The organism is Ectopseudomonas composti (assembly GCF_001567565.1).
GTDB lineage: Bacteria > Pseudomonadota > Gammaproteobacteria > Pseudomonadales > Pseudomonadaceae > Aquipseudomonas > Aquipseudomonas composti_A.
In genome coordinates this window covers 1-25,171 of the sequence record NZ_LSSW01000002.1, presented here as the reverse complement: position 1 = coordinate 25,171, position 25,171 = coordinate 1, and the positions used below count along the sequence as shown (strand labels likewise).

The 25,171-nt window shown below is 65.0% G+C and carries 28 protein-coding genes; 11 read left to right on the top strand and 17 right to left on the bottom strand.

The genetic code is table 11. The features are described 5' to 3' along the window. The 8 genes from flgH to PCLY_RS25100 all read right to left on the bottom strand — a co-directional run bounded on the left by flgH (position 1) and on the right by PCLY_RS25100 (position 5,294). A complete protein-coding gene (gene flgH / locus PCLY_RS00155; protein ID WP_061237371.1) occupies positions 1-663 on the bottom strand; it encodes a flagellar basal body L-ring protein FlgH in 663 nt (220 codons plus the stop codon). 5 nt (positions 664-668) lie between these two features. Beyond that, entirely contained in the window at positions 669-1,454 is a 786-nt protein-coding gene (flgG, locus tag PCLY_RS00150; protein WP_061237150.1) for a flagellar basal-body rod protein FlgG, read from the bottom strand. A gap of 129 nt (positions 1,455-1,583) precedes the next feature. Then, positions 1,584-2,315: a flagellar basal body rod protein FlgF gene (locus PCLY_RS00145; RefSeq protein WP_061237148.1), complete on the bottom strand. Its 732-nt coding sequence runs from the start codon at positions 2,313-2,315 to the stop codon at positions 1,584-1,586. Between the two features lie 9 nt (positions 2,316-2,324). After that, a complete protein-coding gene (gene flgE, locus PCLY_RS00140) occupies positions 2,325-3,512 on the bottom strand; it encodes a flagellar hook protein FlgE (RefSeq protein ID WP_061237146.1) in 1,188 nt (395 codons plus the stop codon). A 36-nt stretch (positions 3,513-3,548) separates the two neighbouring features. Then, positions 3,549-4,226, bottom strand: coding sequence for a flagellar hook assembly protein FlgD (flgD, locus tag PCLY_RS00135; RefSeq protein WP_061237144.1), 678 nt, complete (start codon positions 4,224-4,226; stop codon positions 3,549-3,551). Beyond that, on the bottom strand, positions 4,226-4,654 hold the full coding sequence (flgC, locus tag PCLY_RS00130; protein WP_061237142.1) for a flagellar basal body rod protein FlgC: 429 nt from the start codon (positions 4,652-4,654) through the stop codon (positions 4,226-4,228). Before flgC ends, flgD begins: the two co-directional genes overlap by 1 nt. Before the next feature lie 2 nt (positions 4,655-4,656). Further along, positions 4,657-5,010, bottom strand: a complete 354-nt coding sequence (gene flgB / locus PCLY_RS00125; protein WP_061237139.1) for a flagellar biosynthesis protein FlgB — start codon at positions 5,008-5,010, stop codon at positions 4,657-4,659. A gap of 89 nt (positions 5,011-5,099) precedes the next feature. Continuing rightward, positions 5,100-5,294: a hypothetical protein gene (locus tag PCLY_RS25100; RefSeq protein WP_231740091.1), complete on the bottom strand. Its 195-nt coding sequence runs from the start codon at positions 5,292-5,294 to the stop codon at positions 5,100-5,102. Between PCLY_RS25100 and flgA the strand changes: the two genes are divergently transcribed. Beyond that, a complete protein-coding gene (gene flgA, locus PCLY_RS00120; RefSeq protein ID WP_269451507.1) occupies positions 5,293-5,907 on the top strand; it encodes a flagellar basal body P-ring formation chaperone FlgA in 615 nt (204 codons plus the stop codon). The two genes, PCLY_RS25100 and flgA, sit on opposite strands and share 2 nt — an antisense overlap. Positions 5,908-6,005: 98 nt before the next feature. Here flgA and glcC read toward each other — a convergent pair whose 3' ends face one another. Next, the gene (gene glcC / locus PCLY_RS00115) at positions 6,006-6,779 is read right to left on the bottom strand and encodes a transcriptional regulator GlcC (RefSeq protein ID WP_061237137.1); all 774 of its coding nucleotides are present in this window, start codon (positions 6,777-6,779) and stop codon (positions 6,006-6,008) included. A gap of 237 nt (positions 6,780-7,016) precedes the next feature. On the opposite strand from glcC, the gene glcD reads away from it, so the two are divergent. From glcD to PCLY_RS00065, 10 genes are all read left to right on the top strand, one after another. Further along, the gene (gene glcD, locus PCLY_RS00110; RefSeq protein WP_061237135.1) at positions 7,017-8,516 is read left to right on the top strand and encodes a glycolate oxidase subunit GlcD; all 1,500 of its coding nucleotides are present in this window, start codon (positions 7,017-7,019) and stop codon (positions 8,514-8,516) included. Then, positions 8,516-9,571 carry a glycolate oxidase subunit GlcE gene (glcE, locus tag PCLY_RS00105; RefSeq protein ID WP_061237133.1) on the top strand — a complete coding sequence of 352 codons (1,056 nt, stop codon included), beginning with the start codon at positions 8,516-8,518 and terminating at the stop codon, positions 9,569-9,571. The genes glcD and glcE overlap by 1 nt, the downstream gene beginning before the upstream one ends. A 3-nt stretch (positions 9,572-9,574) precedes the next feature. After that, positions 9,575-10,792: a glycolate oxidase subunit GlcF gene (gene glcF, locus PCLY_RS00100; RefSeq protein ID WP_061237131.1), complete on the top strand. Its 1,218-nt coding sequence runs from the start codon at positions 9,575-9,577 to the stop codon at positions 10,790-10,792. A gap of 89 nt (positions 10,793-10,881) precedes the next feature. Next, positions 10,882-11,280: a heme-binding protein gene (locus PCLY_RS00095; protein ID WP_061237129.1), complete on the top strand. Its 399-nt coding sequence runs from the start codon at positions 10,882-10,884 to the stop codon at positions 11,278-11,280. Positions 11,281-11,389: 109 nt separating this feature from the next. Continuing rightward, on the top strand, positions 11,390-13,567 hold the full coding sequence (locus tag PCLY_RS00090) for a malate synthase G (protein ID WP_061237127.1): 2,178 nt from the start codon (positions 11,390-11,392) through the stop codon (positions 13,565-13,567). Between the two features lie 268 nt (positions 13,568-13,835). Continuing rightward, a complete protein-coding gene (locus PCLY_RS00085; RefSeq protein WP_061237125.1) occupies positions 13,836-15,536 on the top strand; it encodes an L-lactate permease in 1,701 nt (566 codons plus the stop codon). Positions 15,537-15,649: 113 nt separating this feature from the next. Beyond that, positions 15,650-15,817, top strand: coding sequence for a rubredoxin (locus PCLY_RS00080; RefSeq protein ID WP_003242223.1), 168 nt, complete (start codon positions 15,650-15,652; stop codon positions 15,815-15,817). 192 nt (positions 15,818-16,009) lie between these two features. Next, complete coding sequence (lafA, locus tag PCLY_RS00075; protein WP_037004255.1) at positions 16,010-16,909, top strand: lateral flagellin LafA; 900 nt, start codon at positions 16,010-16,012, stop codon at positions 16,907-16,909. 325 nt (positions 16,910-17,234) lie between these two features. Further along, entirely contained in the window at positions 17,235-18,071 is an 837-nt protein-coding gene (locus PCLY_RS00070; protein WP_061237123.1) for a winged helix-turn-helix domain-containing protein, read from the top strand. Then, the gene (locus tag PCLY_RS00065) at positions 18,068-18,544 is read left to right on the top strand and encodes a hypothetical protein (RefSeq protein WP_061237121.1); all 477 of its coding nucleotides are present in this window, start codon (positions 18,068-18,070) and stop codon (positions 18,542-18,544) included. The genes PCLY_RS00070 and PCLY_RS00065 overlap by 4 nt, the downstream gene beginning before the upstream one ends. Before the next feature lie 10 nt (positions 18,545-18,554). Here the strand turns inward: PCLY_RS00065 and PCLY_RS00060 are convergent, their stop codons facing one another. The 8 genes from PCLY_RS00060 to fliD are packed head-to-tail and all read right to left on the bottom strand — an operon-like array spanning position 18,555 to position 24,688. Beyond that, a complete protein-coding gene (locus PCLY_RS00060) occupies positions 18,555-19,496 on the bottom strand; it encodes a flagellar motor protein MotB (protein ID WP_061237118.1) in 942 nt (313 codons plus the stop codon). Beyond that, entirely contained in the window at positions 19,493-20,365 is an 873-nt protein-coding gene (gene motA, locus PCLY_RS00055; protein ID WP_061237116.1) for a flagellar motor stator protein MotA, read from the bottom strand. Before motA ends, PCLY_RS00060 begins: the two co-directional genes overlap by 4 nt. 1 nt (position 20,366) lies before the next feature. Further along, the gene (locus PCLY_RS00050; protein ID WP_061237114.1) at positions 20,367-21,101 is read right to left on the bottom strand and encodes a FliA/WhiG family RNA polymerase sigma factor; all 735 of its coding nucleotides are present in this window, start codon (positions 21,099-21,101) and stop codon (positions 20,367-20,369) included. Positions 21,102-21,117: 16 nt separating this feature from the next. Further along, the gene (locus tag PCLY_RS00045; protein ID WP_061237112.1) at positions 21,118-21,588 is read right to left on the bottom strand and encodes a flagellar basal body-associated FliL family protein; all 471 of its coding nucleotides are present in this window, start codon (positions 21,586-21,588) and stop codon (positions 21,118-21,120) included. 28 nt (positions 21,589-21,616) lie between these two features. Beyond that, complete coding sequence (locus PCLY_RS00040; protein WP_061237110.1) at positions 21,617-22,690, bottom strand: flagellar hook-length control protein FliK; 1,074 nt, start codon at positions 22,688-22,690, stop codon at positions 21,617-21,619. Between the two features lie 3 nt (positions 22,691-22,693). Beyond that, entirely contained in the window at positions 22,694-23,011 is a 318-nt protein-coding gene (locus PCLY_RS00035; RefSeq protein ID WP_061237108.1) for a hypothetical protein, read from the bottom strand. After that, a complete protein-coding gene (gene fliS, locus PCLY_RS00030; protein WP_061237106.1) occupies positions 22,995-23,393 on the bottom strand; it encodes a flagellar export chaperone FliS in 399 nt (132 codons plus the stop codon). Before fliS ends, PCLY_RS00035 begins: the two co-directional genes overlap by 17 nt. After that, complete coding sequence (fliD, locus tag PCLY_RS00025; protein WP_061237104.1) at positions 23,393-24,688, bottom strand: flagellar filament capping protein FliD; 1,296 nt, start codon at positions 24,686-24,688, stop codon at positions 23,393-23,395. Before fliD ends, fliS begins: the two co-directional genes overlap by 1 nt. Positions 24,689-25,171 lie beyond the last annotated feature (483 nt).

Below are 25,171 nucleotides of genomic sequence, written 5' to 3'. Positions count from 1 at the left end.
TCAGAGCGGGAACAGCGGATGGGTGAAGAAGCGCGTCAGCCAGCCCGCCGAGTTGCTGTCGTTGAGCACGCCACGGCCGGCGTAGGAGATACGTGCGTTGGCCACGTTCTGCGAGGACACCTGGTTGGCGCGGTTGATGTCATCCATGCGCACCAGGCCGACCAGGCGGATGTACTCGTCACCCTGATTCAGGCGCAGGGCCTTCTCGCCCTTGATCAGCAGGGTGCCGTTGGGCAGCACCTGGTGCACGGTCACGGCGATGGAGCCACGCAGGGTGTTCTGCTGCGAGCTGCGCGCCGATCCGTTGAAGTCGCGCTCGGCCTCGGCGGAGCTCTCCAGCTGGTCGTACTGTTTGCCGAGCACGGTGGGGATGCCCACGGAAACCCCGGACTTCTTGCCGAAGCTGGTGCCGGCGCTCTTGCTCGACTGGGTGGACTCGTCGAGCACCACAGTAAGGATGTCGCCGACCCGCACCGCACGCCTGTCGCCGATCAGCGAGCCGCTGTAGCCGCTGCGAAACAGCCCACCGCCGGTGGTCGGCGGCACGCTGTAGTCCAGCGGCAAGGGCTCGTAGTGGCTGGAGTCCTCGTCGGGGAGCATCTCGTTGAAACTGGCGCAGCCGCCGAGGGCCAGAAACAGAGCGAGCGGGATCAGGCGCTTCATGACGATCACACGGTCTGGTTGAGGAACTGCTGCATGCCCGACGCGGCGTCGAGCACCTTGGCGTTGGCCTCGTAGGCGCGCTGGATGGAGATCATCGCCACCATGGCCTCGACCACCTGTACGTTGGAGCCTTCGAGCACGCCCTGCTTGAGATTGCCCAGGCCCTCTTCGCCCGGCACGCCTTCGACCGGCTCACCGCTGGCCACCGTCTCGCGGTAGAGGTTGCCGCCGAGGGCTTCGAGGCCGCCCGGATTGGTGAAGTTGACCAGGGTGATCTGGCCCAGCTCCGATGGCAGGGTGTCGCCCGCCAGCACGGCGGTGACGATGCCGTCGCTGCCCACGGTGAAGCGGCTGCTACCGGCCGGCACTTCGATGGCCGGGGTCAGCGGCAGGCCCTGGGAATTGACGATCATGCCTTCGGCGTTGAGCTGCAGCTGGCCGTTCTCGGTGTAGTAGATGTCGCCGTTGGGCGCTTCCACCTGGAAGAAACCGGCACCGATGATCGCCAGGTCCATCGGCTGGCCGGTGGTCTGGATGCTGCCTTCGGTGAACACCTTCTGCGTACCGGCCACGCGCACGCCACTGCCGAGCTGGATGCCCGAGGGTACGGTGTTGACCTCATCAGCCTGCGCGCCTGGTTGTAACTCGATGGCGTAGAACAGGTCCTCGAACACCACGCGGTCGCTCTTGAAGCCGTTGGTGTTGACGTTGGCCAGGTTGTTGGCCACGGCGCTCATGGCCTTGTCCTGGGCGGCCAGGCCGGTCTTGCTGACCCAAAGTGCGGAACTCATGTCGTGTCTCCTCTGTAGCCCGGATGCGCTCCGGGGAAATCGTTCCCGGATTGCATCCGGGCTACTCGTCGTGTGCTTTCAACCCCAGGGCGAGCCGGTGGGCTGAAACCCACCCTACGGCCGTCCCCATCAACTGCCGCGAATCATCCGGTTGCCGGCTTCGGACAGGTCCTCGGCGGCCTTCATCATCTTCACCTGGGTCTCGAACAGCCGGTTCAGGCTCATGGTCGCCACCAGCTGGTCGATGGCACCGACGTTGCTCGCTTCCAGGTAGCCGGACACCAGTACCGGCGCTTCCATATCCTCGGCCGGCTGGCCATCGCTGCGCAGCAACAGGCCGCTGGCATCCTTGCTCAGGTCGGCGGCATCGACGTCGACCACGCGGATGCGGTCGACCTCGGCGGTCACGAAATCACCGCGCGGGATCACCGACACGGTGCCGTCACGGCCGATATGCAGGCTGTCGTATTCGGGCAGCACGATGGGGCCACCCTCGCCCAGCACGGCGCGGCCGTTCAGGGTCAGGCGCAGCTCGGCATCGACCTGCAGCGCACCGTTGCGGGTGTAGCGCTCGGCGCCGTCATCGCCCTCGACGGCGAACAGGCCACGGCCCTGGATCGCCACGTCGAGGTCGCGGCCGGTGGCCATCAGCTCACCGGGCGCCAGGTTGACGCCGTTGTTCTTGACCCGCGCCAGGTGCCGGCTGTCGTAGCCGTAGCCTTCCACGGCAACGGCCTGGGCCTGTTCCAGATCGGCGCGGAAACCGGGTGTGTTGACGTTGGCCAGGTTGTTGGCGCGCACCGTGAGCGAACTCATGGTGCGGCTGGCAGCGGTCATGGCGGTGTAGCCGAGACGGTCCATGGGTCAGCCTCAGATCGCGCCGAACAGCACTTGGGTGAGTTCTTTGTTGGTGGTCAGCACCTTGGTGTTGGCCTGGTAGTTGCGCTGGCCCTCCATCAGGCCGACCAATTGTTGCGTCAGGTCGACGTTGGAGTTCTCCAGCGAACCGGCCACCAGCTCACCGAATGGGCCGACACCCGGCACACCGATCAGCGCGGCGCCGGAATCGGCGGTCTCCACCCAGGCGGTGCCGCTGATGTTCTTCAGGCCGCCGGCATTGGCGAAGGTGGCCAGTGCCACCTGGCCCTGGAGCATGCGCTGGCCGTTGCTGTAGTTGGCGTAGACCATGCCGTCCTTCTCCACCGACAGGCCGGTCTGCTCGCCCGCGGCATAACCGCTGGCGCGGTTGCTGGTGACGACGAAATCGGAGCCGTACTGGCTGGAGTTGCTGTAGTCGATGGCGATCGCCATCGGGTCGACACCGGGCAGGGCGAAACCGACGTTGACCGGACCGGCCGGCGCGGTCAGCGTGCCGTTGGTGCCGAAGGTCAACGCCTGCGGGCCGCCGACGGCAGTGTTGCCCTGGTAGTAATGGGCAGCCCAGGTGTTGTCACCGGTCTTCACGAAGTACTGGGTGAGGGTGTGTTCCTTGCCCTGGGAGTCGAACACCTTGGTGGTGTAGGTGGAGTTGTAGGTGTTGACGTCCGCCGGGTCGAACGGCGCAGTGGCCGGCACCGTCTGGTTGGAGTCCAGGTTCATGACGAAGGCCAGGGTGTCGGTGGCGCGGGCCGGCAGGTTGGCGTTCTGCAGCTGCAGGTCGCCCATGGCGCCGACCAGCAGGTTGCCGGCGGCGTCCACCGGATAACCCTGCAGGGTCTGCCCGGCGGCGTTGACGATGTTGTTGTCCTTGTCGGCGCCGAACACGCCGGCGCGGGTGTAGCTCAGGTCGCCATTGGTGTCGCGGGTGACGAAGAAACCGCCGCCGGAAATCGCCAGGTCCAGGCTGCGCCCGGTGGTCACCAGGGAACCGCCCTGGCTGATGCTCTGGGTGGTGGCCAGCACCTCGACGCCCATCGCCTGGCTGTCGGCGTAGATGCTGCCGAACTCGGTGCGCGACGACTTGAAACCGGTGGTGCCGGCGTTGGCGATGTTGTGGCTGATGGTGTTGAGCTGTTCGTTGACGGCGCTGAGGCCGGTCATGGCGATATTGAAACTCATGGCGACTGGACCCTTGAATTGAACGAGCGGGAAGGTTCAGAGCAGACCGGCGGTCTGCGTCTGGCCGAATTCGGTGATGTTGTAAAAGGGCACGGAGCCAACGCCGACGACTTCCAGTACCGGGCCTTCGGCGCTGACGCGCACCTGGGTAACGCGCCCGGCCACCTCGACCTTGGGGTACTCGCCACTGTCGCTCTTGACCTCGACCTTGTAGCTGCCCGGCGCCAGGCCAAGGGCCTTGGGGTCCAGCTCGAACTGGACGCTCCCCGGCGCCTGAGAGCCGAGGTCGATCTCCTTCTTCACGCCGTTGCTATCGGTCAGCACCAGGGCCAACGCGCCGGCGGCATGCTCCAGGTTGATCTCGCCCCTGACCTTGTCCTGGTTCAGCTCCAGCTGCTCGGTCGCCACCTTCACCTCCTGGCCGACCAGGCCTGAGGCGGTGAGGGTCTGCAGGTTGTCCAGCAGCACCAGGTTGCTCTTGCTCAGCGAGGCCATGTTTTCCAGGCTCTTGACCTGACTCATGGCGGCGAACTGGTTGAGGAACTCGGTGCTGTCCACCGGCTTGGTCGGGTCCTGGTTCTGGATCTGCGCGACCATCAGGGTGAGGAAGTTGTTTTCCAGCTGGGTCGCGTCACTGACGTTGACCGACTGTTTCACCGCCTCGTCGATACCGTAGGCAGGGTTGTTCTGGCTGTTGTTGCTGACCGCTGCCATCAGGATTCTCCGAGCTTGAGCAGACCTTGCTGCATGCTTTTCAGGCGGTTGAGCACCTCGACACTGGTCTCGAAACTGCGGGTGGCCGACATCATGTCGGTCATTTCCTCGATCTGGTCGATATCGGCGTAGAACACGTAGCCCTGGTCGTCGGCCAGCGGGTTGTCCGGCTCATAACGGCGTACCGGCTCACGACCGGCCGTGACCACATCGAGCACCTGCACATGCGCGCCGCCCATACCGGCGCTGCGGGTCAGCTGGTCGTTGTTGTAGACGGCGGCGAACACCGGCTTGCGCGCCTGGTAAACGTCATCGGCACTGGCCGCGGCCGAGTCGGCGTTGGCCAGGTTGCTGGCGACGGTGTTGAGGCGCACGGTCTGCGCATTCATCGACGAGCCGGCGATACGGTAGATGGAGTCGAAAGCCATGATCAGCGTCCCTCGATGGCCTGTTTCAGACCGCGGAATTTCATGCTGAGAAAGGTCAGGCTGGTCTGGAAGTCCATGCTGTTCTTGGAGAACGCGGCCTGTTCCACACTCAACTCGACGCTATTGCCGTCCTGCGACGGCTGGGTCGGCACGCGGTACTTGAGATCCGCCGTGCTGGCAGTGAACGCTTGCTGCGGGTCGAGGCGCTGCATCTCGCCGGCGAAGTCTATGTCACGGGCGAGAAAGCCCGGCGTGTCTTCGTTGGCCAGGTTGGCGGCGAGAATCTCGCTGCGCTGCATGCGCAGCTCGATGGCCCGCGAGTGCAGGCCCACCACGTCATCAATCCGTATACTCATTCACCGGTACCCTTAACCCAAGGTTGTGCCCAGGTGCCTTGAGCACAAAGCGTGCCCAACCCATGAGAGAGCCGTATTCCATTGATTTATCAGGGATTTTCAAGATCAATCAGGGGCTTCTGTGTCGCCCTTTTTCCGCATCGAGCAGGCGCCAGGAATAAAAGCGGAAAGGTTTTTTCCGCCTGCGCGTCGCTGCTTTTCCTCTTCGCCGTATGCACCTCGGCGACCGCGCAGGTCGAGGCGACAGCTGCCAGCCAGATCGACCAGGCGGTGGCCACGTACATGCGGGACAAGCTCGCCGAAGAAGCCAGTCGCCAGGCCTGGCAAGGCCAACGCCACAGGCTCGACACCAGCCTGCTCAATAGCGCCGACCGCCTGCCAGCCTGCACCCAGATGCCGAGCGTGACGGCCAGCAGCAGCGATCTCTCGCCGCTGTCACGCCAACGTCTGGAGCTGAGCTGTGCAGACAACCCGGGCTGGAGCGTCACCGCACTGGTGCAGGCCAGCGTATTCCTGCCGGTGGTGCATGCCGCGCGCGTGATCGAGCGCGGCCAGACCATCACGGCCGAGCAGTTGCAGATGCAGGAGGTGAATATCGGCAAGACGCCGCGCGGCTTCTACAGCGACGCCGCCGATGTCATCGGTCAGGGCGCCAAGCGCCGCGTGCGCGCCGGCCAGTTGATCGCGCCGAACCTGCTGGCCGCGCCGCTGCTGGTTCGCCGTGGCCAGCAGGTGACCATCGTCGCCAGCCAGGACGGCATCTCCGCCTCGGCCACCGGCGAGGCGCTGGCCAATGGTCGCGAAGGCGAAGTGATCCGCGTGCGCAACCTCGGCAGCCAGAAAGTGATCGAGGCGCAGGTGGTGGAAGAAGGCGTGGTGACCAGCACCTTCAGGTAGAGTGCCACACCACCTGGAAGGCGCTTCAGCGGCGAGCGGGTCTGGCGGGTCGCGGCTAAAGCCCCTCCCACAAATATGTAGGGCGGGTTTAACCCGCCCTACGCCCAGCCTTCCAGACGCATGGTGGCGCGCACCAGGCGCTGCTCTTCCTGCTCGATCTCCTGCAGGTTGTCACGAATGCTGTTGATGTGATCACGCGCGGCACGCTGGGCCTGCTCCGGCAGGCGTTCGATCACCGCGTGGTACAGCCGCGAGTGCTGGCGGTCGATCTGACGCTTCTGCGCCGGGCGGTGATAGAGGTTGTTCACCGAGGCGAACACGGTGCTGAGCATCAGGTCGGTCAGCGACTGCAGGGTGTGCACCAGCACCGGGTTGTGCGAAGCCTCGCAGATGGCCAGGTGGAAGGCATGGTCGAGACGCGCATGCTCGCGCGGGTCGACCGGGTTCTCCTGGGTGTGCGCGGCGAGCATCTCTTCGTAACGCCGGGTCAGCAGGACGAAATCCGCATCGGTGCCACGCAGCGCCGCCAACCGCGCCGACTCGCCTTCGAGTAGGCCGCGTACCTCCAGCAGGTCGTAGAGCGTGCGCGGCTGCGAACCGAACAGATGCATCAGCGGGCTGGCGTCGCGCTCGCCGCTGAGCTTGGCCACGCGTGAATCGCGGCCCTGCGCGGTCTCGATGATGCCGCGCCCGCGCAGCACCTTGAGCCCTTCGCGCAGCGCCGAGCGGGAGATGCCCAGCTTCTCGCACAGGCGCCGCTCCGATGGCAGCGGCTGCCCGACCTTGAGCACACCATCGACGATCAGCCGCTCGATACGTTCGGCGACCACATCACTCACCTGCCGTCGTGCGGCGTTCAGATTCGCGTCCATTTCGCCCTCGTCATAACTGGTCGTACCAGTTCAACAACCCTGCCCGATCCGCCCTGGATCGACCAGCAAGGCTCAAGAGAATAAGCGCTTTAGAGACTTTGGTGTGAAAGCCTGGAGAAAGAAACTGGTCCTACCAGTATGGAAGACGATGGACTGATAGACGAAGGCAGGCTGAAGATGCGGCGCATGGTCGCAGCATGACCATCCATAAAAACAACGTTCACGATTGAGCCTGCCATGAGCATTCTGTACGACGAGCGCGTCGACGGCGCGCTACCCGAGGTCGACAAGGCCGCCCTGCTGACGGAGTTGCGTCAGTGCCTGCCCGGTCTCGACATCCTGCACACCCAGGAAGACCTCAAGCCCTACGAGTGCGATGGCCTGTCCGCCTACCGCACCACGCCCATGCTGGTGGTGCTGCCCGAACGCATCGAGCAGGTGCAGCAGTTGCTCAAGCTCTGTCATGCCCGCGGCGTGCCAGTGGTGGCGCGCGGCGCCGGCACCGGCCTGTCCGGCGGTGCGCTGCCGCTGGAGAAAGGCATCCTGCTGGTCATGGCGCGCTTCAACCAGATCCTCGAGATCAACCGCGAAGGCCGCTTCGCCCGGGTCCAGCCCGGTGTGCGCAACCTGGCGATCTCCCAGGCCGCCGCGCCCTTCGAGCTGTATTACGCCCCGGACCCGTCCTCGCAGATCGCCTGCTCGATCGGCGGTAACGTCGCCGAAAACGCCGGTGGCGTGCACTGCCTGAAATACGGCCTGACCGTGCACAACCTGCTCAAGGTCGACATCCTCACCGTCGAAGGTGAGTTCATGACCCTCGGTAGCGACGCGCTGGACGCGCCGGGGTTCGACCTGTTGGCGCTGTTCACCGGCTCCGAGGGCATGCTCGGTATCGTCACCGAGGTGACGGTCAAGCTGTTGCCCAAGCCGCAGGTGGCCAAGGTCCTGCTGGCCGCCTTCGACTCGGTGGAAAAGGCCGGCCGCGCGGTCGGTGACATCATCGCCGCCGGCATCATCCCCGGCGGCCTGGAGATGATGGACAACCTGGCCATTCGCGCCGCCGAAGACTTTATCCACGCCGGCTACCCGGTGGAGGCCGAAGCCATTCTGCTCTGCGAGCTGGACGGCGTGGAAGCCGACGTCGCCGATGACTGCGAGCGCGTGCGCGAGGTGCTGGAGAAAGCCGGCGCCACCGAAGTGCGCCTGGCCCGTGACGAAGCCGAACGGGTGAAATTCTGGGCCGGGCGCAAGAACGCCTTCCCGGCGGTCGGGCGCATCTCGCCGGACTACTACTGCATGGACGGCACCATTCCGCGCCGCGAGCTACCGGGCGTGCTGCGCGGCATCGCCGAGCTGTCCGAGGAATATGGCCTGCGCGTGGCCAACGTGTTCCACGCCGGCGACGGCAACATGCACCCCCTGATCCTCTTCGATGCCAACGTACCCGGCGAGCTGGAGCGCGCCGAAGCCATCGGCGGCAAGATCCTCGAACTCTGCGTCAAGGTCGGCGGCAGCATCACCGGCGAGCACGGCGTGGGCCGCGAGAAGATCAACCAGATGTGCGCGCAGTTCAACAGCGACGAGATCACCCTGTTCCACGCGGTGAAGGCGGCGTTCGACCCCGGCGGCCTGCTCAATCCGGGCAAGAACATCCCCACCCTGCACCGCTGCGCCGAATTCGGCGCGATGCACGTGCACCACGGCCAACTGCCCTTCCCGGAACTGGAGCGTTTCTGATGTCGCAGGATTTCGACGCCAGCGCCGCGTTGCTGGAACAGGTCAACCACGCACTCAACAGCGCCACGCCCCTGCGCATCCAGGGCAGTGGCAGCAAGGCTCATCTGGGTCGCGCCACCACCGGCGAAGTGCTCGATACCCGCATGCACCGCGGCATCGTCAGCTATGACCCGACCGAGCTGGTACTGACCGCTCGTGCCGGCACGCCGCTGGCCGAGATCGAGGCAGCGCTGCAGGCCAATAACCAGATGCTGCCATGCGAACCGCCGCACCTGGGCGATGGCGCCACCCTTGGCGGCATGGTCGCCGCCGGGCTGTCCGGCCCGCGCCGCCCCTGGGCCGGGTCGGTGCGTGACCAGGTGCTCGGCACCCGGGTAATCACCGGCCAGGGCAAGCTGCTGCGCTTCGGTGGCGAGGTGATGAAGAACGTCGCCGGCTACGACCTGTCGCGCCTGATGGCTGGCAGCTTCGGCTGCCTGGGCCTGCTCACCGAGGTATCGATCAAGGTGCTGCCCAAGCCGCGCCAGGTGCTCAGCCTGCGCCTGGAAGTGGACGCCCTGCATGCACTGAACAAACTCGCCGAATGGGGCCAGCAACCGCTGCCGATCAGCGCCGCCAGCCATGACGGTGCGGCCCTGCACCTGCGCCTGGAAGGCGGCGAAGGCTCGGTACAGGCCGCGCGCCAGCGCCTGGGTGGCGAGGAGATCGACAACGCTTACTGGCATGAGCTGCGCGAACAGCGCCTGCCGTTCTTCAGCGCCAGCGGCACGCTGTGGCGTCTGTCGCTGCCGGCCAACAGTGGCCTCCTCGACCTGCCCGGCCGCCAACTGATCGACTGGGGCGGCGCACAACGCTGGCTGAAAACCGACGCCGACGGCGAGCTGATCCAGCGCGTGACGGCCAAGCTCGGCGGCCATGCCACCTGCTTCGCCGCCGGTCACGCCCAGCCCTTCCAGCCGCTGGCGGCACCGCTGCTGCGCTACCAGCGCCAGCTGAAGAACCAACTCGACCCCCAGGGCATCTTCAACCCTGGCCGCATGTACGCCGAGGTATAAGACGTGCAGACCAATTTGAGTGAACAGGCCAAACGCCTGCCGCGCGCCGAGGAAGCCGAACGTATCCTGCGCTCCTGCGTGCACTGCGGCTTCTGCAACGCCACCTGCCCGACCTATCAGCTGCTCGGCGACGAGCTGGACGGCCCGCGCGGGCGCATCTACCTGATCAAGCAGATGTTCGAAGGCGGCGAGGTCACCGCCAAGACCCAACAGCACCTGGATCGCTGCCTGACCTGCCGCAATTGCGAGACCACCTGCCCCTCCGGTGTGCAGTACCACAACCTGCTGGACATCGGCCGCGAAGTGGTCGAGCAGGCGGTGCCGCGGCCGCTGAACGAGCGCCTGCTGCGCCAGGGTCTGCGCGCTGTGGTGCCGCGCCCGGCGCTGTTCAAGGCGCTGACCCAGACCGGCCTGGCCTTGCGCCCGCTGCTGCCGGCGGCGCTCAAGGCCAAGCTGCCGCGCGAGGTGCGCCCGGCCAAGTCGCGCCCGACCATGCAGCACACGCGCCGCGTGCTGATGCTCGAAGGCTGCGTGCAACCAGGGCTGTCGCCCAACACCAACGCAGCGACCGCGCGCGTGCTGGATCGCCTTGGCATCAGCGTCACGCCGATCCGCGAAGCCGGCTGCTGCGGCGCCGTCGATTACCACCTCAACGCCCAGGAAGCCGGCCTGCAACGCGCCCGGCAGAACATCGACGCCTGGTGGCCGGCCATCGAGGCTGGCATTGAGGCCATCGTGCAGACCGCCAGCGGCTGCGGCGCCTTCGTCAAGGACTACGGCCACCTGCTCGCAGGCGACTCGGCCTACGCCACCAAGGCAGCGCGGGTCAGCACCCTGGCCAGGGATCTGGTCGAGGTGCTGCAAGGTGAAAACCTGGAAAAGCTGCAGGTGCGCGCCGAACAGCGCCTGGCCTTCCATTGCCCCTGCACCTTGCAGCATGCGCAGAAGCTCGGCGGCGCCGTCGAAGGCGTGCTGACGCGCCTTGGCTTCGGCCTCACTGCCGTGCCGGACGGCCACCTGTGCTGCGGCTCGGCCGGCACCTATTCGCTGACCCAGCCCGAGCTGTCGCGGCAGCTGCGCGACAACAAATTGAACGCCTTGGAAAGCGGCAAACCGGACGCCATCGTCACCGCCAATATCGGCTGCCAGACCCATCTGGACGGCGCCGGGCGCACGCCAGTGAGGCACTGGATCGAGATCGTCGAAGAGGCGATGCACTGATCGCCGTAGCCCGGATGAAATCCGGGACAACGAACGCCGTAAATCCCGGATTGCATCCGGGCTACGAAACCACGAATACGAGGTATGCCATGCACCACAAAGCCGTACTCAGCCAGACCGAAGTCGCCCAGATCCTCCAGGCCGCCCGCAACGAAGCACAACAACAGGGCTGGGCCGTGGCCATCGCCGTGGTCGATGACGGCGGCCACCCGCTGGCGCTGGAACGCCTCGACGGCTGCGCGCCCATCGGCGCCTACATCGCCACCGAAAAGGCCCGTAGCGCCGCCATCGGCCGCCGCGAAACCAAGGGCTACGAGGACATGGTCAACGGCGGGCGCAGCGCCTTCCTCAGCGCGCCACTGATCACCTCGCTGGAAGGCGGTGTACCGATCGTGGTCGAAGGCCAGGTAGTCGGCGCCGTGGGCGTGTCCGGGGTCAAGGCCGAACAGGACGCGCAGGTGGCCAAGGCAGGTATCGCAGCGCTGTAAGCAGCGCGCATCGTTTTCTCCCCTCCCGCTTGCAGGAGAGGGGCTGATTGAGGCGAGACGAAATTCATAGGCATCCCAGGCAACCGGATGCAGACAGGAGAACAGGAAAATGACCGAACGCGTGCAATGCCAGCGTCTGCAGGTAGCCGCCGAGCTCAAGCAGTTCATCGAAAACGAAGTGCTGCCCGGCAGCGGTATCGAGGCTGCGGCCTTCTGGAACGGTTTCGACGCCCTGGTGCATGACCTGGCGCCGCGCAATCGCGCCCTGCTGGCCGAGCGTGACCGCCTGCAGAGCGAGCTGGATACCTGGCATCGCGCCCATCCCGGGCCGATCCGTGACATGAACGCTTACCGCGCCTTCCTCGGCTCCATCGGCTATCTGCTGCCGCAGCCGGAACAGGTCAAGGCGAGCACCGCAGGCGTCGACAGCGAGATCACCAGCCAGGCCGGTCCGCAGCTGGTGGTGCCGGTGATGAATGCGCGCTATGCGCTCAATGCCGCCAACGCCCGCTGGGGCTCGCTGTACGACGCCCTGTACGGCACCGACGCAATCAGCGAGGAAGGCGGCGCCAGCAAAGGCCCCGGCTACAACGAAGTACGTGGCGCCAAGGTGATCGCCTTCGCCCGCGCCTTCCTCGACCAGGCCGCGCCGCTGGCTCAGGGCTCGCACGCCGACGCCAGCGCTTACACCGTGGTCGCCGGCCAGTTGCAGGTGACCCTGAACGGCGGCGCGCAAACTTCCCTGGCGCAGCCGGAAAAATTCCTCGGCCACCAGGGCGATGGCGCCACACCGAGCGCCGTGCTGCTGAAGAACAATGGCCTGCACTTCGAGATCCAGATCGACGCGGGCAGCGCCATCGGCCGCACCGACGGCGCTGGCGTGAAGGACGTGCTGATGGAGGCGGCGCTGTCGACCATCATGGACTGCGAGGACTCGGTGGCCGCCGTCGACGCCGCCGACAAGGTGGTGGTCTACCGTAACTGGCTGGGCCTGATGAAGGGTGATCTGGCCGAGGAAATGGAAAAAGGCGGCAAGCGCATCACCCGTCGCCTCAACCCGGACCGTGTCTACACCGCAGCCGATGGCAGCGAACTGACCCTGCACGGCCGCTCGCTGCTGTTCGTGCGCAACGTCGGTCACCTGATGAGCAACCCGGCGATTCTCGACGGCGAAGGCCAGGAGATCCCCGAAGGCATCCTCGATGCCGTGGTCACCAGCCTGATCGCCCTGCATGACCTCAAGCGCCGCGGCAACTCGCGCACCGGCAGCGTCTATATCGTCAAACCGAAAATGCACGGCCCGTTCGAAGTGGCCTTCGCCAACGAACTGTTCGGCCGCGTCGAGCAGCTGCTGGGCATGCCGGCCAACACCCTGAAGATGGGCATCATGGACGAGGAGCGGCGCACCAGCGTCAACCTCAAGGCCTGCATCGAGGCGGCCAGCGCGCGGGTGGCCTTCATCAACACCGGGTTCCTCGACCGCACCGGCGACGAGATGCACACGGCGATGGAAGCCGGCGCCATGCTGCGCAAGGGCGACATGAAGTCCAGCGCCTGGATCCAGGCCTACGAGCGCAACAACGTGCTGGTCGGTCTGGCTTGCGGGCTGCGTGGCAAGGCACAGATCGGCAAGGGCATGTGGGCTATGCCGGACCTGATGGCGGCCATGCTCGAACAGAAGATCGGCCATCCGAAAGCCGGTGCCAACACCGCCTGGGTGCCGTCGCCGACCGCCGCCGTGCTGCACGCCCTGCACTACCACCAGATCGACGTGCAGGCGGTGCAGAGCGAGCTGGAACTGATCGACCTGGCCAGCCAGCGCGACAGCCTGCTCGGTGACCTGCTCAGCGTGCCGGTCAGCGCCGAGCGCCCCTGGAGCGCCGAAGACATCCAGCAGGAGCTGGACAACAACTGCCAGGGCATCCTCGGCTACGTGGTGCGCTGGGTCGAACAGGGCGTGGGCTGCTCCAAGGTGCCGGATATCCACAACGTCGGCCTGATGGAAGACCGCGCCACCCTGCGCATCTCCGCCCAGCACATCGCCAACTGGCTGCACCACGGCGTGGTCAACGAGGCCCAGGTGCGCGAGACGCTGCAGCGCATGGCCCAGGTGGTCGACGGACAGAACGCCGGCGATCCGGCTTACCGCCCGATGGCCGCGAATTTCGAGCAATCGCACGCCTTCCGCGCCGCCAGCGATCTGGTGTTCAAGGGCCGCGAGCAGCCGTCCGGTTACACCGAGCCGCTGCTGCACGCCTGGCGTCTGCGCTTCAAAGAGGAGGTTTGAACGACTGTGGGAGGGGCTTCAGCCGCGACAAACCCACTACAAACAGCTCGCGGCTGAAGCGGGATACCGCCCAGCCCCTCCCACTGAGCAGTACCAAGCCCTGACGGCTTCTGGCCGTCGGGGCTTTCGGGCATGAGCGCGACGCTGGAGATCCCAGCCGTCGCGGCTCACGGAAAGGTCGGTGCCGTGGCGCCCGGCCCTTCCAGATGCGTGGCGCCGGGTAAGCCCCGGAAAACTGTGGTTCACAAGAAAAAGAAGGAACCAACCCATGAGTCAAACGCTGCTGTCCATCCTGGCCTTCGTGCCGCTGGTACTAGCGGGTGTGCTGCTGATCGGCTTTCGCTGGCCAGCCAAGTACGCGATGCCGCTGGTGTTCGTCCTCACCGCCCTGATCGGCCTGCTGGCCTGGGACATGTCCCTCAACCGGGTCATCGCCTCCAGCCTGCAGGGGCTGATTCTCACGGCCTCGATCCTGTGGATCATCTTCGGCGCGATCCTGCTGCTGAACACGCTCAAGCACTCTGGCGGTATTGCGGCGATTCGCCGGGGCTTCTCCAATATCAGCCCGGATCGCCGCGTGCAGGCGCTGATCGTCGCCTGGCTGTTCGGCTGCTTCATCGAAGGCGCCTCCGGCTTCGGTACCCCGGCCGCCGTCGCCGCACCGCTGCTGGTCGCCCTCGGCTTCCCGGCCCTGGCCGCCGTGGTGCTGGGCATGATGGTGCAGTCCACGCCGGTATCCTTCGGCGCGGTGGGCACCCCGATCCTGGTGGGTGTCGGCGCCGGCCTGGACAGGACCGGCATCACCGAACAGCTGGTGGCCACCGGCAGCACCTGGGAGACCTTCTTCCATCTGATCTACTCGCGGGTGGCCATCACCCATGGCGTGATCGGCCTGCTGATGCCGCTGATCATGGTGATGATCATGACCCGCTTCTTCGGCAAGAACCGCAGCTGGAAAGAAGGCTTGGCCATCGCGCCGTTCGCCATCTTCACCGCCTTCGCCTTCTCCCTGCCGTACATGGCGGCCGGCGTGTTCCTCGGCCCGGAATTCCCCTCGATGATCGGCGCCCTGGTTGGCCTGGCCATCGTGGTACCGGCAGCCAAGGCCGGCTTCCTGCTGCCGAAAGAGACCTGGGACTTCGCCGATGCCAAGGACTGGCCGGCCGAGTGGATGGGCAAGATCGAGATGAAACTCGACGACGTGGCCGGCAAGGCGCCGATCTCGGTGCCCATGGCCTGGGCGCCGTACCTGCTGCTGGCGGTGTTCCTGGTGCTGTCGCGGATCTTCCCCGAACTCAAGGCCGCGCTGATGAGCCTGAGCTTCGGCTGGAAGGACATCCTCGGTGAGACCGGCGTATCCGGCACCATCGAGCCACTGTACCTGCCGGGGGGCATCCTGTGCATGGTGGTGCTGGTGACCTTCTTCCTCCATCGCATGCGCTTCTCCGAGCTCAAGGCGGCGGTAGGCGAATCGAGCAAGACCCTGCTCGGCGCCGGCTTCGTGCTGATCTTCACCATTCCCATGGTGCGTATCCTGATCAACTCGGGGGTCAATGGCAGCGACCTGGCTTCGATGCCGGTGGCCATGGCGCAACTGGTGGCCGACAGCGTCGGTAGCATCTATCCGTTCTTCGCCCCGGCCGTGGGCGCGCTGGGCGCGTTCATCGCTGGTTCCAACACGGTGTCCAACCTGATGCTGTCGCAGTTCCAGTTCAACGCTGCCGAGCTGCTGGGTGTATCCGGGGCGATGATGGTGGCGCTGCAATCGGTGGGGGCGGCAGCGGGCAACATGATCGCCATCCACAACGTGGTGGCGGCCTCGGCGACGGTCGGCCTGCTGGGACGCGAAGGCATCACCCTGCGCAAAACCATCCTGCCGACGCTCTACTACCTCGCTGCTGCGGGCTGTATCGCGCTGGTCAGCATGTACGTCATGGGCATCAGCGACCCACTGCTGGCCGCGGGATGACCCTACTTTGGTTGGCCTCTGGCGGGCGACGATCGTCGCCCGCCTGCTTGGCGCATCGGTGCAATTACGGTAGCGTTCGTCGCGCACTACCGTGAGATACGCCTGAGGGTTATATGAAGAAGTGGCAATGCGTGGTCTGTGGACTGATTTACGACGAGAGCCAGGGCTGGCCGGATGACGGCATCGCTCCCGGCACCCGCTGGGAAGACGTGCCGGAAGACTGGCTATGCCCCGACTGTGGCGTTGGCAAGATGGATTTCGAGATGATCGAAATCGGCTGATCACGCCTGCTTTTCAACACAACGGCGACCCCAGGGTCGCCGTTTTTCATTGGCCGACGTCCCGTGCCAGAGCGGCCACTGGCCGGACAGCGAAAAAAACCTCAGCGCCATTTAATCAGCGCCATAAGCCGGTCGCCCTTCACTTACAGCAGGCAATCACAGCCAGCTTCACTCAACTGAAGGAACATCATCATGGCTCTGTCGATTCATACCAACTATTCCTCGCTGATCACCCAGACCAACCTCGGCAAGACCAACAACGCTCTGGGCACCAACCAGCAGCGCCTGGGCACCGGCCTGCGCATCAACTCCGCCGCCGACGACGCTGCTGGCCTGCAGATCGCCACCCGCCTGAACGCTCAATCGCGCGGTATGGATGTAGCCATCCGCAACACCGGTGACTCCGTCTCCCTGCTGCAGACCGCCGAAGGCGCGCTGACCGAGATGACCGACATCGTCCAGCGCATGAAAGACCTGGCCACCCAGGCGGCCAACGCCACTGCCAGCGAAAAAGACCGCGACGCGATGCAATCCGAGTACGACCAACTGGGTCAGGAACTGGGCAACATCGTCAAGAACACCAAGTACGCTGGCGAGAACCTGTTCAGCGACGGCACCACCACCGACGGCACCGCCGGCAAGTTCGGTGCAGCCATGGACTTCCAGATCGGCGCCAGCGCCGCCGAGACCCTGACCCTGGACGTCACCACCCCGCTGGGCGACCTGGCCACCGCTCTGGACGGCCTGTCCGCTCAGTACGCTACGCCGGACAGCACCACTCCGGGCACCGAGATCGCCGGCGCCGACGGCACCGCGGCCAACGGCATGATCGACACCCTGAGCGACGCGCTGGACAGCATCGGCGAACTGCGTGCCCAGTTTGGTGCAAACATCAACCGCCTGAACCACACCGCCAACAACCTGAACAACATGAAGGACAACACCGACATGGCCAAGGGTCGCATCATGGATGCCGACTTCGCCAAGGAAAGTGCCAACATGAGCAAGAACTCCATGCTGATGCAGTCCGGCATCTCCATGCTCAAGCAAGCCGGCCAGATGCCGGGCATGGTCATGTCCCTGCTGGGCTGATCCCGCGTCATCCGGGCGCAACAGACTGCGCCACCCCTCTACGCCCCGCCTCTGCGGGGCGTTTCTCATGGCCGCTCGGCCAGCGCTCCTGCTTCCGACTCGCGATCAATCGTCACGCCGATGGCGCATGATCGTCCAGGTTCCGGCAACCCTCTGCGGCGCGTTCCAAGCCCGACGAGTATCGACTCATGGGCGACTGCCAAGGTCGCTACAGGCTAGCCATCGCTGGCACAAGACTTGCGACTGCATTTTTCTGGCGCCAGAATGCCGACCACCTATCGCCCCGGATTTTTCCCAACGGAATGCCATTCGCCTCAAGGACCGCATGAACTCCCGCGCCGATACGCCACCCGCCGAGCCGGGAAGCAGCATCGCCTGCCTGATCATCAAGACCGGGCGCAGCGACTGCTATGCGCACTTCTACCCAGCGCTGTACCAGCTCACCCTGGTCAAAGGCGGCATCGAGGAGAAGATCGATCTCGGCTACTCCGGCAGTCGCCTGCTCGAGCGCCTGCTGCAGGAGCCCGGTGAAGTGGTGTCGCGGGAAGAGCTGATGAGCCATGCCTGGGCTGATCGCGTGGTCGGTCAGGGCAGTCTGAATCAGCAGGTCTACACCTTGCGCCAGGTACTCGGCGACGAGAAGAGTCGCGAAATCATCCAGACCCTGCCGCGCCGAGGCTACCTGCTCAACCCCAATTACCTGGTCTACCCACCGAATATCGACGACATCGGCGAGGTGGCCGATCCGGCCGAGCAAAACCCGCCGCAACCGGCCTTCCTGCATCGTCATGGCACCCAGCGCGCGTCCTGGGTCATGCTGCTCTCGCTGTTCAGCGTGCTGGGCATCGGCCAGTTCCTCTTCCTCCAGCACATCAGCAAACCGGAGGATCTGCACAGCAGCGAAATGAACCTGGGCACGCTCAACGTGCAGTACATCGATCGAGACCCGCAACGGCTGCAGCAACTGATCCTGCAGACTCACGGCCTGACCAGTCGCCTGACGGCGCTGGCGCACAAACCCAGCCATCTGCTACTGAGCCTGCGCGGAGACTTCTACGAACTGCTCTGCCAGCAAGATAACGGCTCGGTGCGCTCACTGATGCTGCACGAAAGCCAGCTCGACCAGGTGGCCGACGCACAGCTGAGCAGGTGCCTGCCATGACCTCCTGCGTGCACCGAGGACTGCGCCGGGGCTGGCTGCTGAGCGTACTGGCCATGGCCATTGCGATGTTGCTGGGCATGCTCGCCCTGTGGCTGAGCTTCATGTCCAGCACCGAGCTCGATGGCCGCTACCAGTCCAGCGGCCAGGTGCAACTGAGCAACGGCCAGGTGCTGGACATCAGCCACAGCCTGCAGGTCAGCAACGGCCGCTTCTACGCCATGACCCGTCAGGGCGCGAGCATTCTGGAGACCTCGGGCGTGGTGGATTACGGCTTTCTCGGCAACTACCGCCTGCGCGTCAGGGACGGCCAGGTCACCGGACTGTCCAGCGAAACCGATGACGAGCTGGTGTTCAATCTGCTCTATGGCCGGCACAAGGGCTCGACCATTCGCCTGGCCCGCTTCAACGACTGCCTCTACGCCCTGGAAACGCGCCAGATCTATTGCCCCGCTCCCGGCGCTAAGCACCTGTAACGGGCACATGTCAGGCGTCCGGCGCACTGAAACGGGCGCCATCGCTTCGATATTCCGCCCGCACCTGCGCCTCACCGAACAACTCGCGATACAGGCCTTCGGCCTGGCTGGTCAGCAGCAGCAGCTCGATGCGCCGGTTGGCACCGTTCTCCGGATCATCCGGCAGAAGGGGCATGCCGTCGGCCTGGGCGGCCACCTGCAGCACGTGGCCGGTCGGCAGGCCGGCCTCGACCAGCACGTTGCGCGCCCGTAGCGCACGATCCCCGGAGAGGTTCCAGTTGTTGTAACCGCCGACCACGCCGCGATAGGGCATGGAGTCGGTGTGGCCACTGATGATCAGGTGGTTTTCCACCCGCCCCAGAATGCCGGCCAGACGCTGCAGCAGCTTTTCGAAATGTGGATCGAGACGGGCGCTGCCGCGGGAGAACATGAAACGCTGCTGGTCATCCTTGATCAGGATACGCAGGCCCTGCGGCACCACCTGGACTTCGATATTGGCCTCGGCATCCAGTTGCAGCGCCAGCTCTTCCATCAGCTTGGCCAGCTCCTGCATCTGCAGCGGCTCGGCAAAATGCGGGCGCCGCGGCTCGCCGGGCTGGCCCTCGCCCAGGGCCGCGCCAGGATCTTCCTGCGGCGTGCGTGCACGGTTCTCGGGGTCGCGGCGCGGGGCGACCTGCACCGGCACGCCATCGAGGTCCAGCGGCGTGGTGCTGGTCCCGTCGAAGATGCCGGCACCACCATCGACCAACGGGTTGTTCAGCATGTCGGCATTGGCGCGGCTGGCATCCTGGGTCTGCGGCTGGATGATCCACAGCACCATGAACAACGCCATCATGGCCATGGTGAAGTCAGCGAAGGCCACCTTCCAGGCACCGCCATGCTCGTCGTGGCCACCTTTCTTGCCACGCCGCTTGATGATGATCTCGTGGCCTTCGCCGCCGCGCGGTTTCATGCAGCGTCCCTTTCATCTTCGTAACGGTTGACCCAGACCTCCAGCTGCTTGAAGGCCGGTTTGACGTCCTGCTCGATCAGCTTACGCCCGGCATCCACCGCCAGCAGCGTGGGCTTGCCGGCGACATGCGCAACCAGGGTGGTGCGCACGCATTCGAGCGCCGACATCTCGGTCTTGATGCACTGCCCCATGGCGCTCGACAGCGGCTCCATCACGCAATAGCACATGAAGATACCGAGGAAGGTGCCGACCAGCGCTGCCGCCACGTGGGCACCGATCTCGGCCACCGAACCGCCGATGTTGCCCATGGTGATGACGATGCCGAGGATCGCCGCGAGAATGCCGAAACCGGGCATGGCTTCGCCGATCTTGTGCAGCGAACGCGAGGGCTGCAGCAGCACATGCTCCATGGCCTCCAGTTCCTGCTCGAGAAAGCCCTCAAGCTCGTGCGCGCTGATCTTGCCCATGGCCATCAGGCGGAAGTTGTCAGCGATGAAGGCCATCAGGTTCTTTTCCTGGCGGATCAACGGGTACTTGGCGAACAGATCGCTCTGCTCCGGCTCCTCGATATGCGCGTCGAGCACTTTGAGACCGCCGACGTCGACCATCTCCAGCAGTTCATAGAGCAGCATCAGCAGTTGGCGCTGGAACTCCTCGCCGCGCTTCTTGTAGACGAACACACCCTTGATCTGATGCAGCATCTCGATCAGCACGTCCTTGGGGTTGGCCACCACCAGGGCGCCAAAGCCTGCGCCGACGATGATGATCACCTCGGCCGGCTGCCAGAGCATGGCCAGCTCGCCATGGGCCATGACGTAGCCCCCGAGCACGCAGGCGACGATGATCAATGCACCTAATAACTTCTGCACCCTAGCCTCTCTCGTTCAGGTAGCGGCTGGCCTTGGCGATCGCCTGCTTGCTCAGCTGACAGACGCGGGCGTCGCTCAGCTCCAGCACCAGGGCGATTTCCTTGAGGCTCAGCTCGTGTTGGTAGTAAAGGGTCAGCACCAGCCGCTCACGCTCGCTGAGCTGACTCAGTGCCTGGGCCAGCAGGCGCTCCTTGAGCACGCGATCCTCGACGCCGCTGGCGCCACAGGCGAAGCCCTCATGACCGTTCTGCAGCAGCTCGTCGAGGCTCTCGATGGCCTCGCAGGCGTCGGCCTGGAGGAACTCCTGGTAGTCCTTGGCACTGATGCCGGCGGCCTGGAGAATTTCCTCTTCCTGCGGCGCGCGGCCCAACTGCCGCGCCAGCTGGCGGATGGCATCGCGAATCCTGTGGGTCTGCTGGCGCACCTGACGCGGGCGCCAGTCCTGGCGACGCAGCTCGTCGAGAATCGCGCCGCGTACGCGCAGCGCGGCGAAGCGACCGAACTGCTCGTCCGGCGTGCCGTAGCGGCGCAGGCTGTCGAGCAGGCCCATCAGGCCGATCTGCTCCATGTCCTCGCGATCGAGCACCTGGTTGGCCTGCAACGCCAGCTGGCTGACGATGCGTTTGACCAGCGGCAGGTACTGCAGCAGCCATTTCTGCTCGGCTCCGGGGGCGAACAGCGCGGCACCGCCCTGTTCGGCGGCATAGCGGTAGTCGACGGCGCAGTTGGCGTTCATGGGCAGGCCCTGCTCTCTACTGGACGATCAGCTTGCTGACCAGCACGTTGGCGAAGGGTATCGCCAGCTTCTTGCTGGCGAAGTCATCGAACAGCGCGCTTTCCAGCTTGCCCTGCAATTCGGGGATGGGCATCGCGCGCAGGCTCTCGAAGGTCATCGCGGACAGGTGGGCGACCACCGAATTGCGCACCATCGGATCGATCTGCTCGAGCTTCTTGGGATCGGTTTCGAGGTCGGCCTGCAGCACCAGGTCGAGCACGAAGTAGTGCTCGCGGCTTTCGCCCTTCAGGCTGACGATGACCTTCTCGATGGGAAAGAAGCGGTATTCGCTGGTCGCTTCCTCGGCCTCGCCACTGCCCGTGGACAGACCGAGCAGCGGCTGCCCGGACTGCATCGAGCGCAGCATCGCGTAGTTGAAGACGCTACCGCCGATCACCACCAGGGTGTTGAAGATCAGCAGCAACAGGATGATGCGCGGCATGGTCATGGTTGATTCTCGATCCACTTGCAAAGGGTTAAACGGTGACCAGCACGTCGCTGGTGGAATCCGGGTTGCCGCGCTCGCGGCCTGATGCAGCCACACTCGCGGCCTGCACCGGCTCTTCTGCGGGCCAGGCCTGACGCGGCTGGCCCTGTTGGCGGCCGCCCTGGGCATCGGCAGAGACCTGCACATTGACCTGCACGAAGTTCTGCCCGACCAGCTCCTGGCGCAGGCGCTCACTGGTCTGCTGCAGCAGGCGAGCGACATCGGCATTGGCGGCCGACAGCTGCACGCTCAGACGGCCGGATTCGTGGCTGAGGAAGATTTCCAGGCTGCCCAGCTCCGGAGGGTCGAGGCGGATGGTCGCGTTCTGGATACGCTGATTGATCTGTAGGTCGACATGCTCACGCAGACTGGCCAGCATCTGCTCACCCCATTGCGCCTGCGGCGCCTGTAGCTTGAGGTGGCGCTCGGCAGTCAGCAGTGCAGGCGTCGCCTGGCTGGAGGTGGCCGTCACTGGCGCGGACCGGTCGCCTTCGGCAGCCGGGCTTGGCAGTCGCTCCAGGGTGGTCGCGTCGATCATGTCGCTCGCTGCGCCTGGCAAGGCCGCCTGAAGCATGGCCTCGACGGGCATCTGCGCGGCCGGTGCAGCCTGGGCCTGAGTCGTCGGGAGCATTGCGCGCTGAGCGGCCACTGACGCCACAGGTGCTGAATCAGCCGGCAGTTGCTCGCGCGGCAATACCTGCACCAGGCCTAGCGGCGCGACTGGCGATTGTGCGACGGCTTCGGCCTGTTCTTCTTGATGCGTGCGCTCATGCGCTGCCGTCTCCGGCGATTCGCGGGCCTCGATACGCGCCGCCTGCTGGTTCAGCACGCTGGCCAGCCACTGCTCGGCATCGGCCTCGCTGAGAGTGAACGCAGCGGGAGCGCCATCCTCACCCAGCGGGGCCTGTACCTCGGCGGCGCTGAACGCCTGCACGGCCAGCTGCAGATCGAAGGCCGCTGACGCGTCGGCGCTCCTCCGAACCTGGGCGAAGCCGGCCGGCAGACCTTGCCCGACGGCCTCGTTCAGATTGACCTGAGCGTTGCTATTGATCGGTTGCAGCACCCTTTATCTCCCACCCTGGTACAGATCGACGCGCATGTAGGCGCTGCGCCCTTCGGCGTATTCCAGGTGCGTCAGCAGCAGCCGACGCACCCGCTCGCATTCCTCGGCGCAGGCGATACGCGCCTGCCCGTGCAACTGCCGCAACTGCTCCCTGGCCTCGCGCACCTCGTCGCTGAGGCTCGGCAGCCCGGCCAGCAGCTTCAGGCAGGTGCGGATCAGCGAATCGATCTCGCCGAGTCGCGCCCAGTCGCCCTGCTGCAGGGCTTCGGCCAGCTGGCCGTGCAACTGCTGCAGCGCACGCAATTCACTTGCGCGTTGCATTCACGCCTTCCCAGCCTTCACGCAGCACGCCGAGCAGGCCGACCACTTCATCCAGCCCTTCCAGCGAGAGGCTGACGCTGACGTCGGAGAGGCGATAGATGCAGTAGTCGTAGAGCCGTGCCAGGCCCTGTACCAGCTCGCCGCCGTTCTCGTAATCAAGGGCGCCATTGAGGCCGTTGAGGATGTTCAGGCACTTCTCCAGCGACTGACCTTTCTGCTGGTAGCGCTTGGCCTCGATATGGCCACGGGCACGCGCCAGCTCGTCGAGCAGGCCGTCGAACAGCACCAGCACCAGCTCGTATGGCGAAGCCGCAGCGGCGCGTGCCTCGAGGTCCACGGTGCGATAGCTGTCGTAACTTTCGTTGAAGTTGTAGGCACTCATCAGAACATTCCGTAGGTCTGCTCCATCGCCGCCATGGTCTGCATGAGACTGGTGTACTGACGGAGATAGCGGCTGTAGTAGGAGTCGTACTGCTTCTGGATGGTGTCGAATTGCTGATCGACACGCCGCAGCTGACTGTTGAGGGTGTCCTTGCGGTTGCTCAGCAGGCCACCGGCGCTGCTGGTGTAAACCGCCAGGTTCTTGTCCAGGGTGTCGAGCAGGTTGCCCTTGTCGGTGAACAGCCTCTCGAAGCCTTCCGGATTGGCGGCCACGGCCTTCTCGAAGCGGGCGTTGTCGATGGTCAGCTTGCCGTTGCGGTCAGCGACCATGCCGAACTCGGTCAGGCTGACGCCACCGAAGGACGTGCGCACCAGCTGGTTGAGCATGCTCTCGATAGCCCGAATGCTGGCATCACCGGCCAGGACTCCACGGGTACCACTTTCGCCGCCACTGGCGGTGAGCGTGTCGAAACTGCTCATCAACGCGTTGAAAGCGCTGACGAAGGTTTGCGCCTTCTCCTTGGTGGCTTTCTGGTCCTGGCCAACCGCCATGGTCAGCGGTGCGTCACCGCTCTTGTGTGTCTTGTTGAAGGTCAGGCTGACGCCGTCGATGACGTTATCGAAGGTGTTGCTGGTGCTGGTCAGCTCGATACCCGCCTCGCCGCCCAGACGCACGATGGCATCCTTGGCGACCGAGAGCTCCTGACGCGCGGCGACCGCGCCCTCGAATGCGCCGTTGCCCGCAGCGCTCAGGTTGATGGCCTGGTCGGCACCGGTCTTCTCGCTGGTAAGCACCAGGTTGACCTGGCCATTGCTGCGCACCAGCGTCGCCTTGACACCGCTATTGCCATCGGCGCCATTGATGGCCGCGGCCAGTTCGTCGAGGGTGGCGACGGAGCCGAGGTCGATATTGAACGAGTCGCCGCCCTGGCCGATGGTCAGGCTACCGCTGCCCAGGTTGCCGTCCTGCAGGCCTTGCAAGGTCACCTGGCTCTTGCTGGCCAGCTGCTGAACGAAGAAGTCGTAACTGCCGGCCACTGCCTTGGTGCCTACGGTGGCGCTGGCATAGCCTTCCTGACTGAAGCTCGCACTGTTGACCAACATGCTGCTGCCAGCCAGCTTGAGGCCACTGGCAGCCGTCTTGAAGGTCTTCAACGCGGTGTCCAGGGTGGTCAGAGCGCCTAGCTGCGCCTTGTATGCCGCCTCGTTGCGATTGGCCTTGGCCAACTGGCCCTGAACTTCATACTGGGCCAGCTGGGTCGCCATGCTTTGAACGTAATCTGAATCGATAGCCATAGTCGGACACCCGTTTTCCTGAGAGATAGCAATAGCGGTGCCAACAGCTGAAACCCTTGATCTAGAGGGGTTTCCGAGAACCGCCAGGTGAAAGATCCTTTCCGCTCACTGGGCGACGAACAACGAGCGGAAGGCCTGCTTCCGCCCGCATCGCGCAAAAGACGGACGTGCTTCTTACCCAGGCGACACAGCAGCGCCATGGCTTAAGGGAAAGGCGGGAAAGAAGATTGCGCCGAATCGTGAGAGGGGCTTTAGCCGCGACTTGAGCAAGCGCGCTGCCTGCAAGCGCAACGAACACCCCCATCCCTGTAGGAGCGGCTTCAGCCGCGATACGGCGGACAACGCTGCGACCCCTGATCGCGGATAAATCCGCTCCTACAAACGCGGGCCTGAGGCGGGAAGGAAGACTGCGCCGAATCGTGGGAGGAGCTTTCGCCGCGACTTGAGCAAGCGCAACTGAAGCCTTCCAACACCTGCCGCTTA

What these genes read in the sequence shown, in the direction of transcription:
- PCLY_RS00095 (WP_061237129.1), top strand. Translation starts at nt 10,882, where the DNA reads ATGCACCACAAAGCCGTACTCAGCCAGACCGAAGTCGCCCAGATCCTC.
- flgH (WP_061237371.1), bottom strand. Translation starts at nt 663, where the DNA reads ATGAAGCGCCTGATCCCGCTCGCTCTGTTTCTGGCCCTCGGCGGCTGC.
- PCLY_RS00045 (WP_061237112.1), bottom strand. Translation starts at nt 21,588, where the DNA reads ATGACCATGCCGCGCATCATCCTGTTGCTGCTGATCTTCAACACCCTG.
- PCLY_RS00145 (WP_061237148.1), bottom strand. Translation starts at nt 2,315, where the DNA reads ATGGACCGTCTCGGCTACACCGCCATGACCGCTGCCAGCCGCACCATG.
- PCLY_RS00065 (WP_061237121.1), top strand. Translation starts at nt 18,068, where the DNA reads ATGACCTCCTGCGTGCACCGAGGACTGCGCCGGGGCTGGCTGCTGAGC.
- PCLY_RS25100 (WP_231740091.1), bottom strand. Translation starts at nt 5,294, where the DNA reads ATGTACGTGGCCACCGCCTGGTCGATCTGGCTGGCAGCTGTCGCCTCG.
- glcC (WP_061237137.1), bottom strand. Translation starts at nt 6,779, where the DNA reads ATGGACGCGAATCTGAACGCCGCACGACGGCAGGTGAGTGATGTGGTC.
- flgB (WP_061237139.1), bottom strand. Translation starts at nt 5,010, where the DNA reads ATGAGTATACGGATTGATGACGTGGTGGGCCTGCACTCGCGGGCCATC.
- PCLY_RS00050 (WP_061237114.1), bottom strand. Translation starts at nt 21,101, where the DNA reads ATGAACGCCAACTGCGCCGTCGACTACCGCTATGCCGCCGAACAGGGC.
- flgC (WP_061237142.1), bottom strand. Translation starts at nt 4,654, where the DNA reads ATGGCTTTCGACTCCATCTACCGTATCGCCGGCTCGTCGATGAATGCG.
- glcD (WP_061237135.1), top strand. Translation starts at nt 7,017, where the DNA reads ATGAGCATTCTGTACGACGAGCGCGTCGACGGCGCGCTACCCGAGGTC.
- PCLY_RS00085 (WP_061237125.1), top strand. Translation starts at nt 13,836, where the DNA reads ATGAGTCAAACGCTGCTGTCCATCCTGGCCTTCGTGCCGCTGGTACTA.
- lafA (WP_037004255.1), top strand. Translation starts at nt 16,010, where the DNA reads ATGGCTCTGTCGATTCATACCAACTATTCCTCGCTGATCACCCAGACC.
- flgD (WP_061237144.1), bottom strand. Translation starts at nt 4,226, where the DNA reads ATGGCAGCGGTCAGCAACAACAGCCAGAACAACCCTGCCTACGGTATC.
- PCLY_RS00080 (WP_003242223.1), top strand. Translation starts at nt 15,650, where the DNA reads ATGAAGAAGTGGCAATGCGTGGTCTGTGGACTGATTTACGACGAGAGC.
- PCLY_RS00060 (WP_061237118.1), bottom strand. Translation starts at nt 19,496, where the DNA reads ATGAAACCGCGCGGCGGCGAAGGCCACGAGATCATCATCAAGCGGCGT.
- PCLY_RS00090 (WP_061237127.1), top strand. Translation starts at nt 11,390, where the DNA reads ATGACCGAACGCGTGCAATGCCAGCGTCTGCAGGTAGCCGCCGAGCTC.
- fliD (WP_061237104.1), bottom strand. Translation starts at nt 24,688, where the DNA reads ATGGCTATCGATTCAGATTACGTTCAAAGCATGGCGACCCAGCTGGCC.
- fliS (WP_061237106.1), bottom strand. Translation starts at nt 23,393, where the DNA reads ATGAGTGCCTACAACTTCAACGAAAGTTACGACAGCTATCGCACCGTG.
- flgG (WP_061237150.1), bottom strand. Translation starts at nt 1,454, where the DNA reads ATGAGTTCCGCACTTTGGGTCAGCAAGACCGGCCTGGCCGCCCAGGAC.
- flgA (WP_269451507.1), top strand. Translation starts at nt 5,293, where the DNA reads ATGCGGGACAAGCTCGCCGAAGAAGCCAGTCGCCAGGCCTGGCAAGGC.
- PCLY_RS00070 (WP_061237123.1), top strand. Translation starts at nt 17,235, where the DNA reads ATGAACTCCCGCGCCGATACGCCACCCGCCGAGCCGGGAAGCAGCATC.
- glcE (WP_061237133.1), top strand. Translation starts at nt 8,516, where the DNA reads ATGTCGCAGGATTTCGACGCCAGCGCCGCGTTGCTGGAACAGGTCAAC.
- PCLY_RS00035 (WP_061237108.1), bottom strand. Translation starts at nt 23,011, where the DNA reads ATGCAACGCGCAAGTGAATTGCGTGCGCTGCAGCAGTTGCACGGCCAG.
- flgE (WP_061237146.1), bottom strand. Translation starts at nt 3,512, where the DNA reads ATGAGTTTCAATATCGCCATGACCGGCCTCAGCGCCGTCAACGAACAG.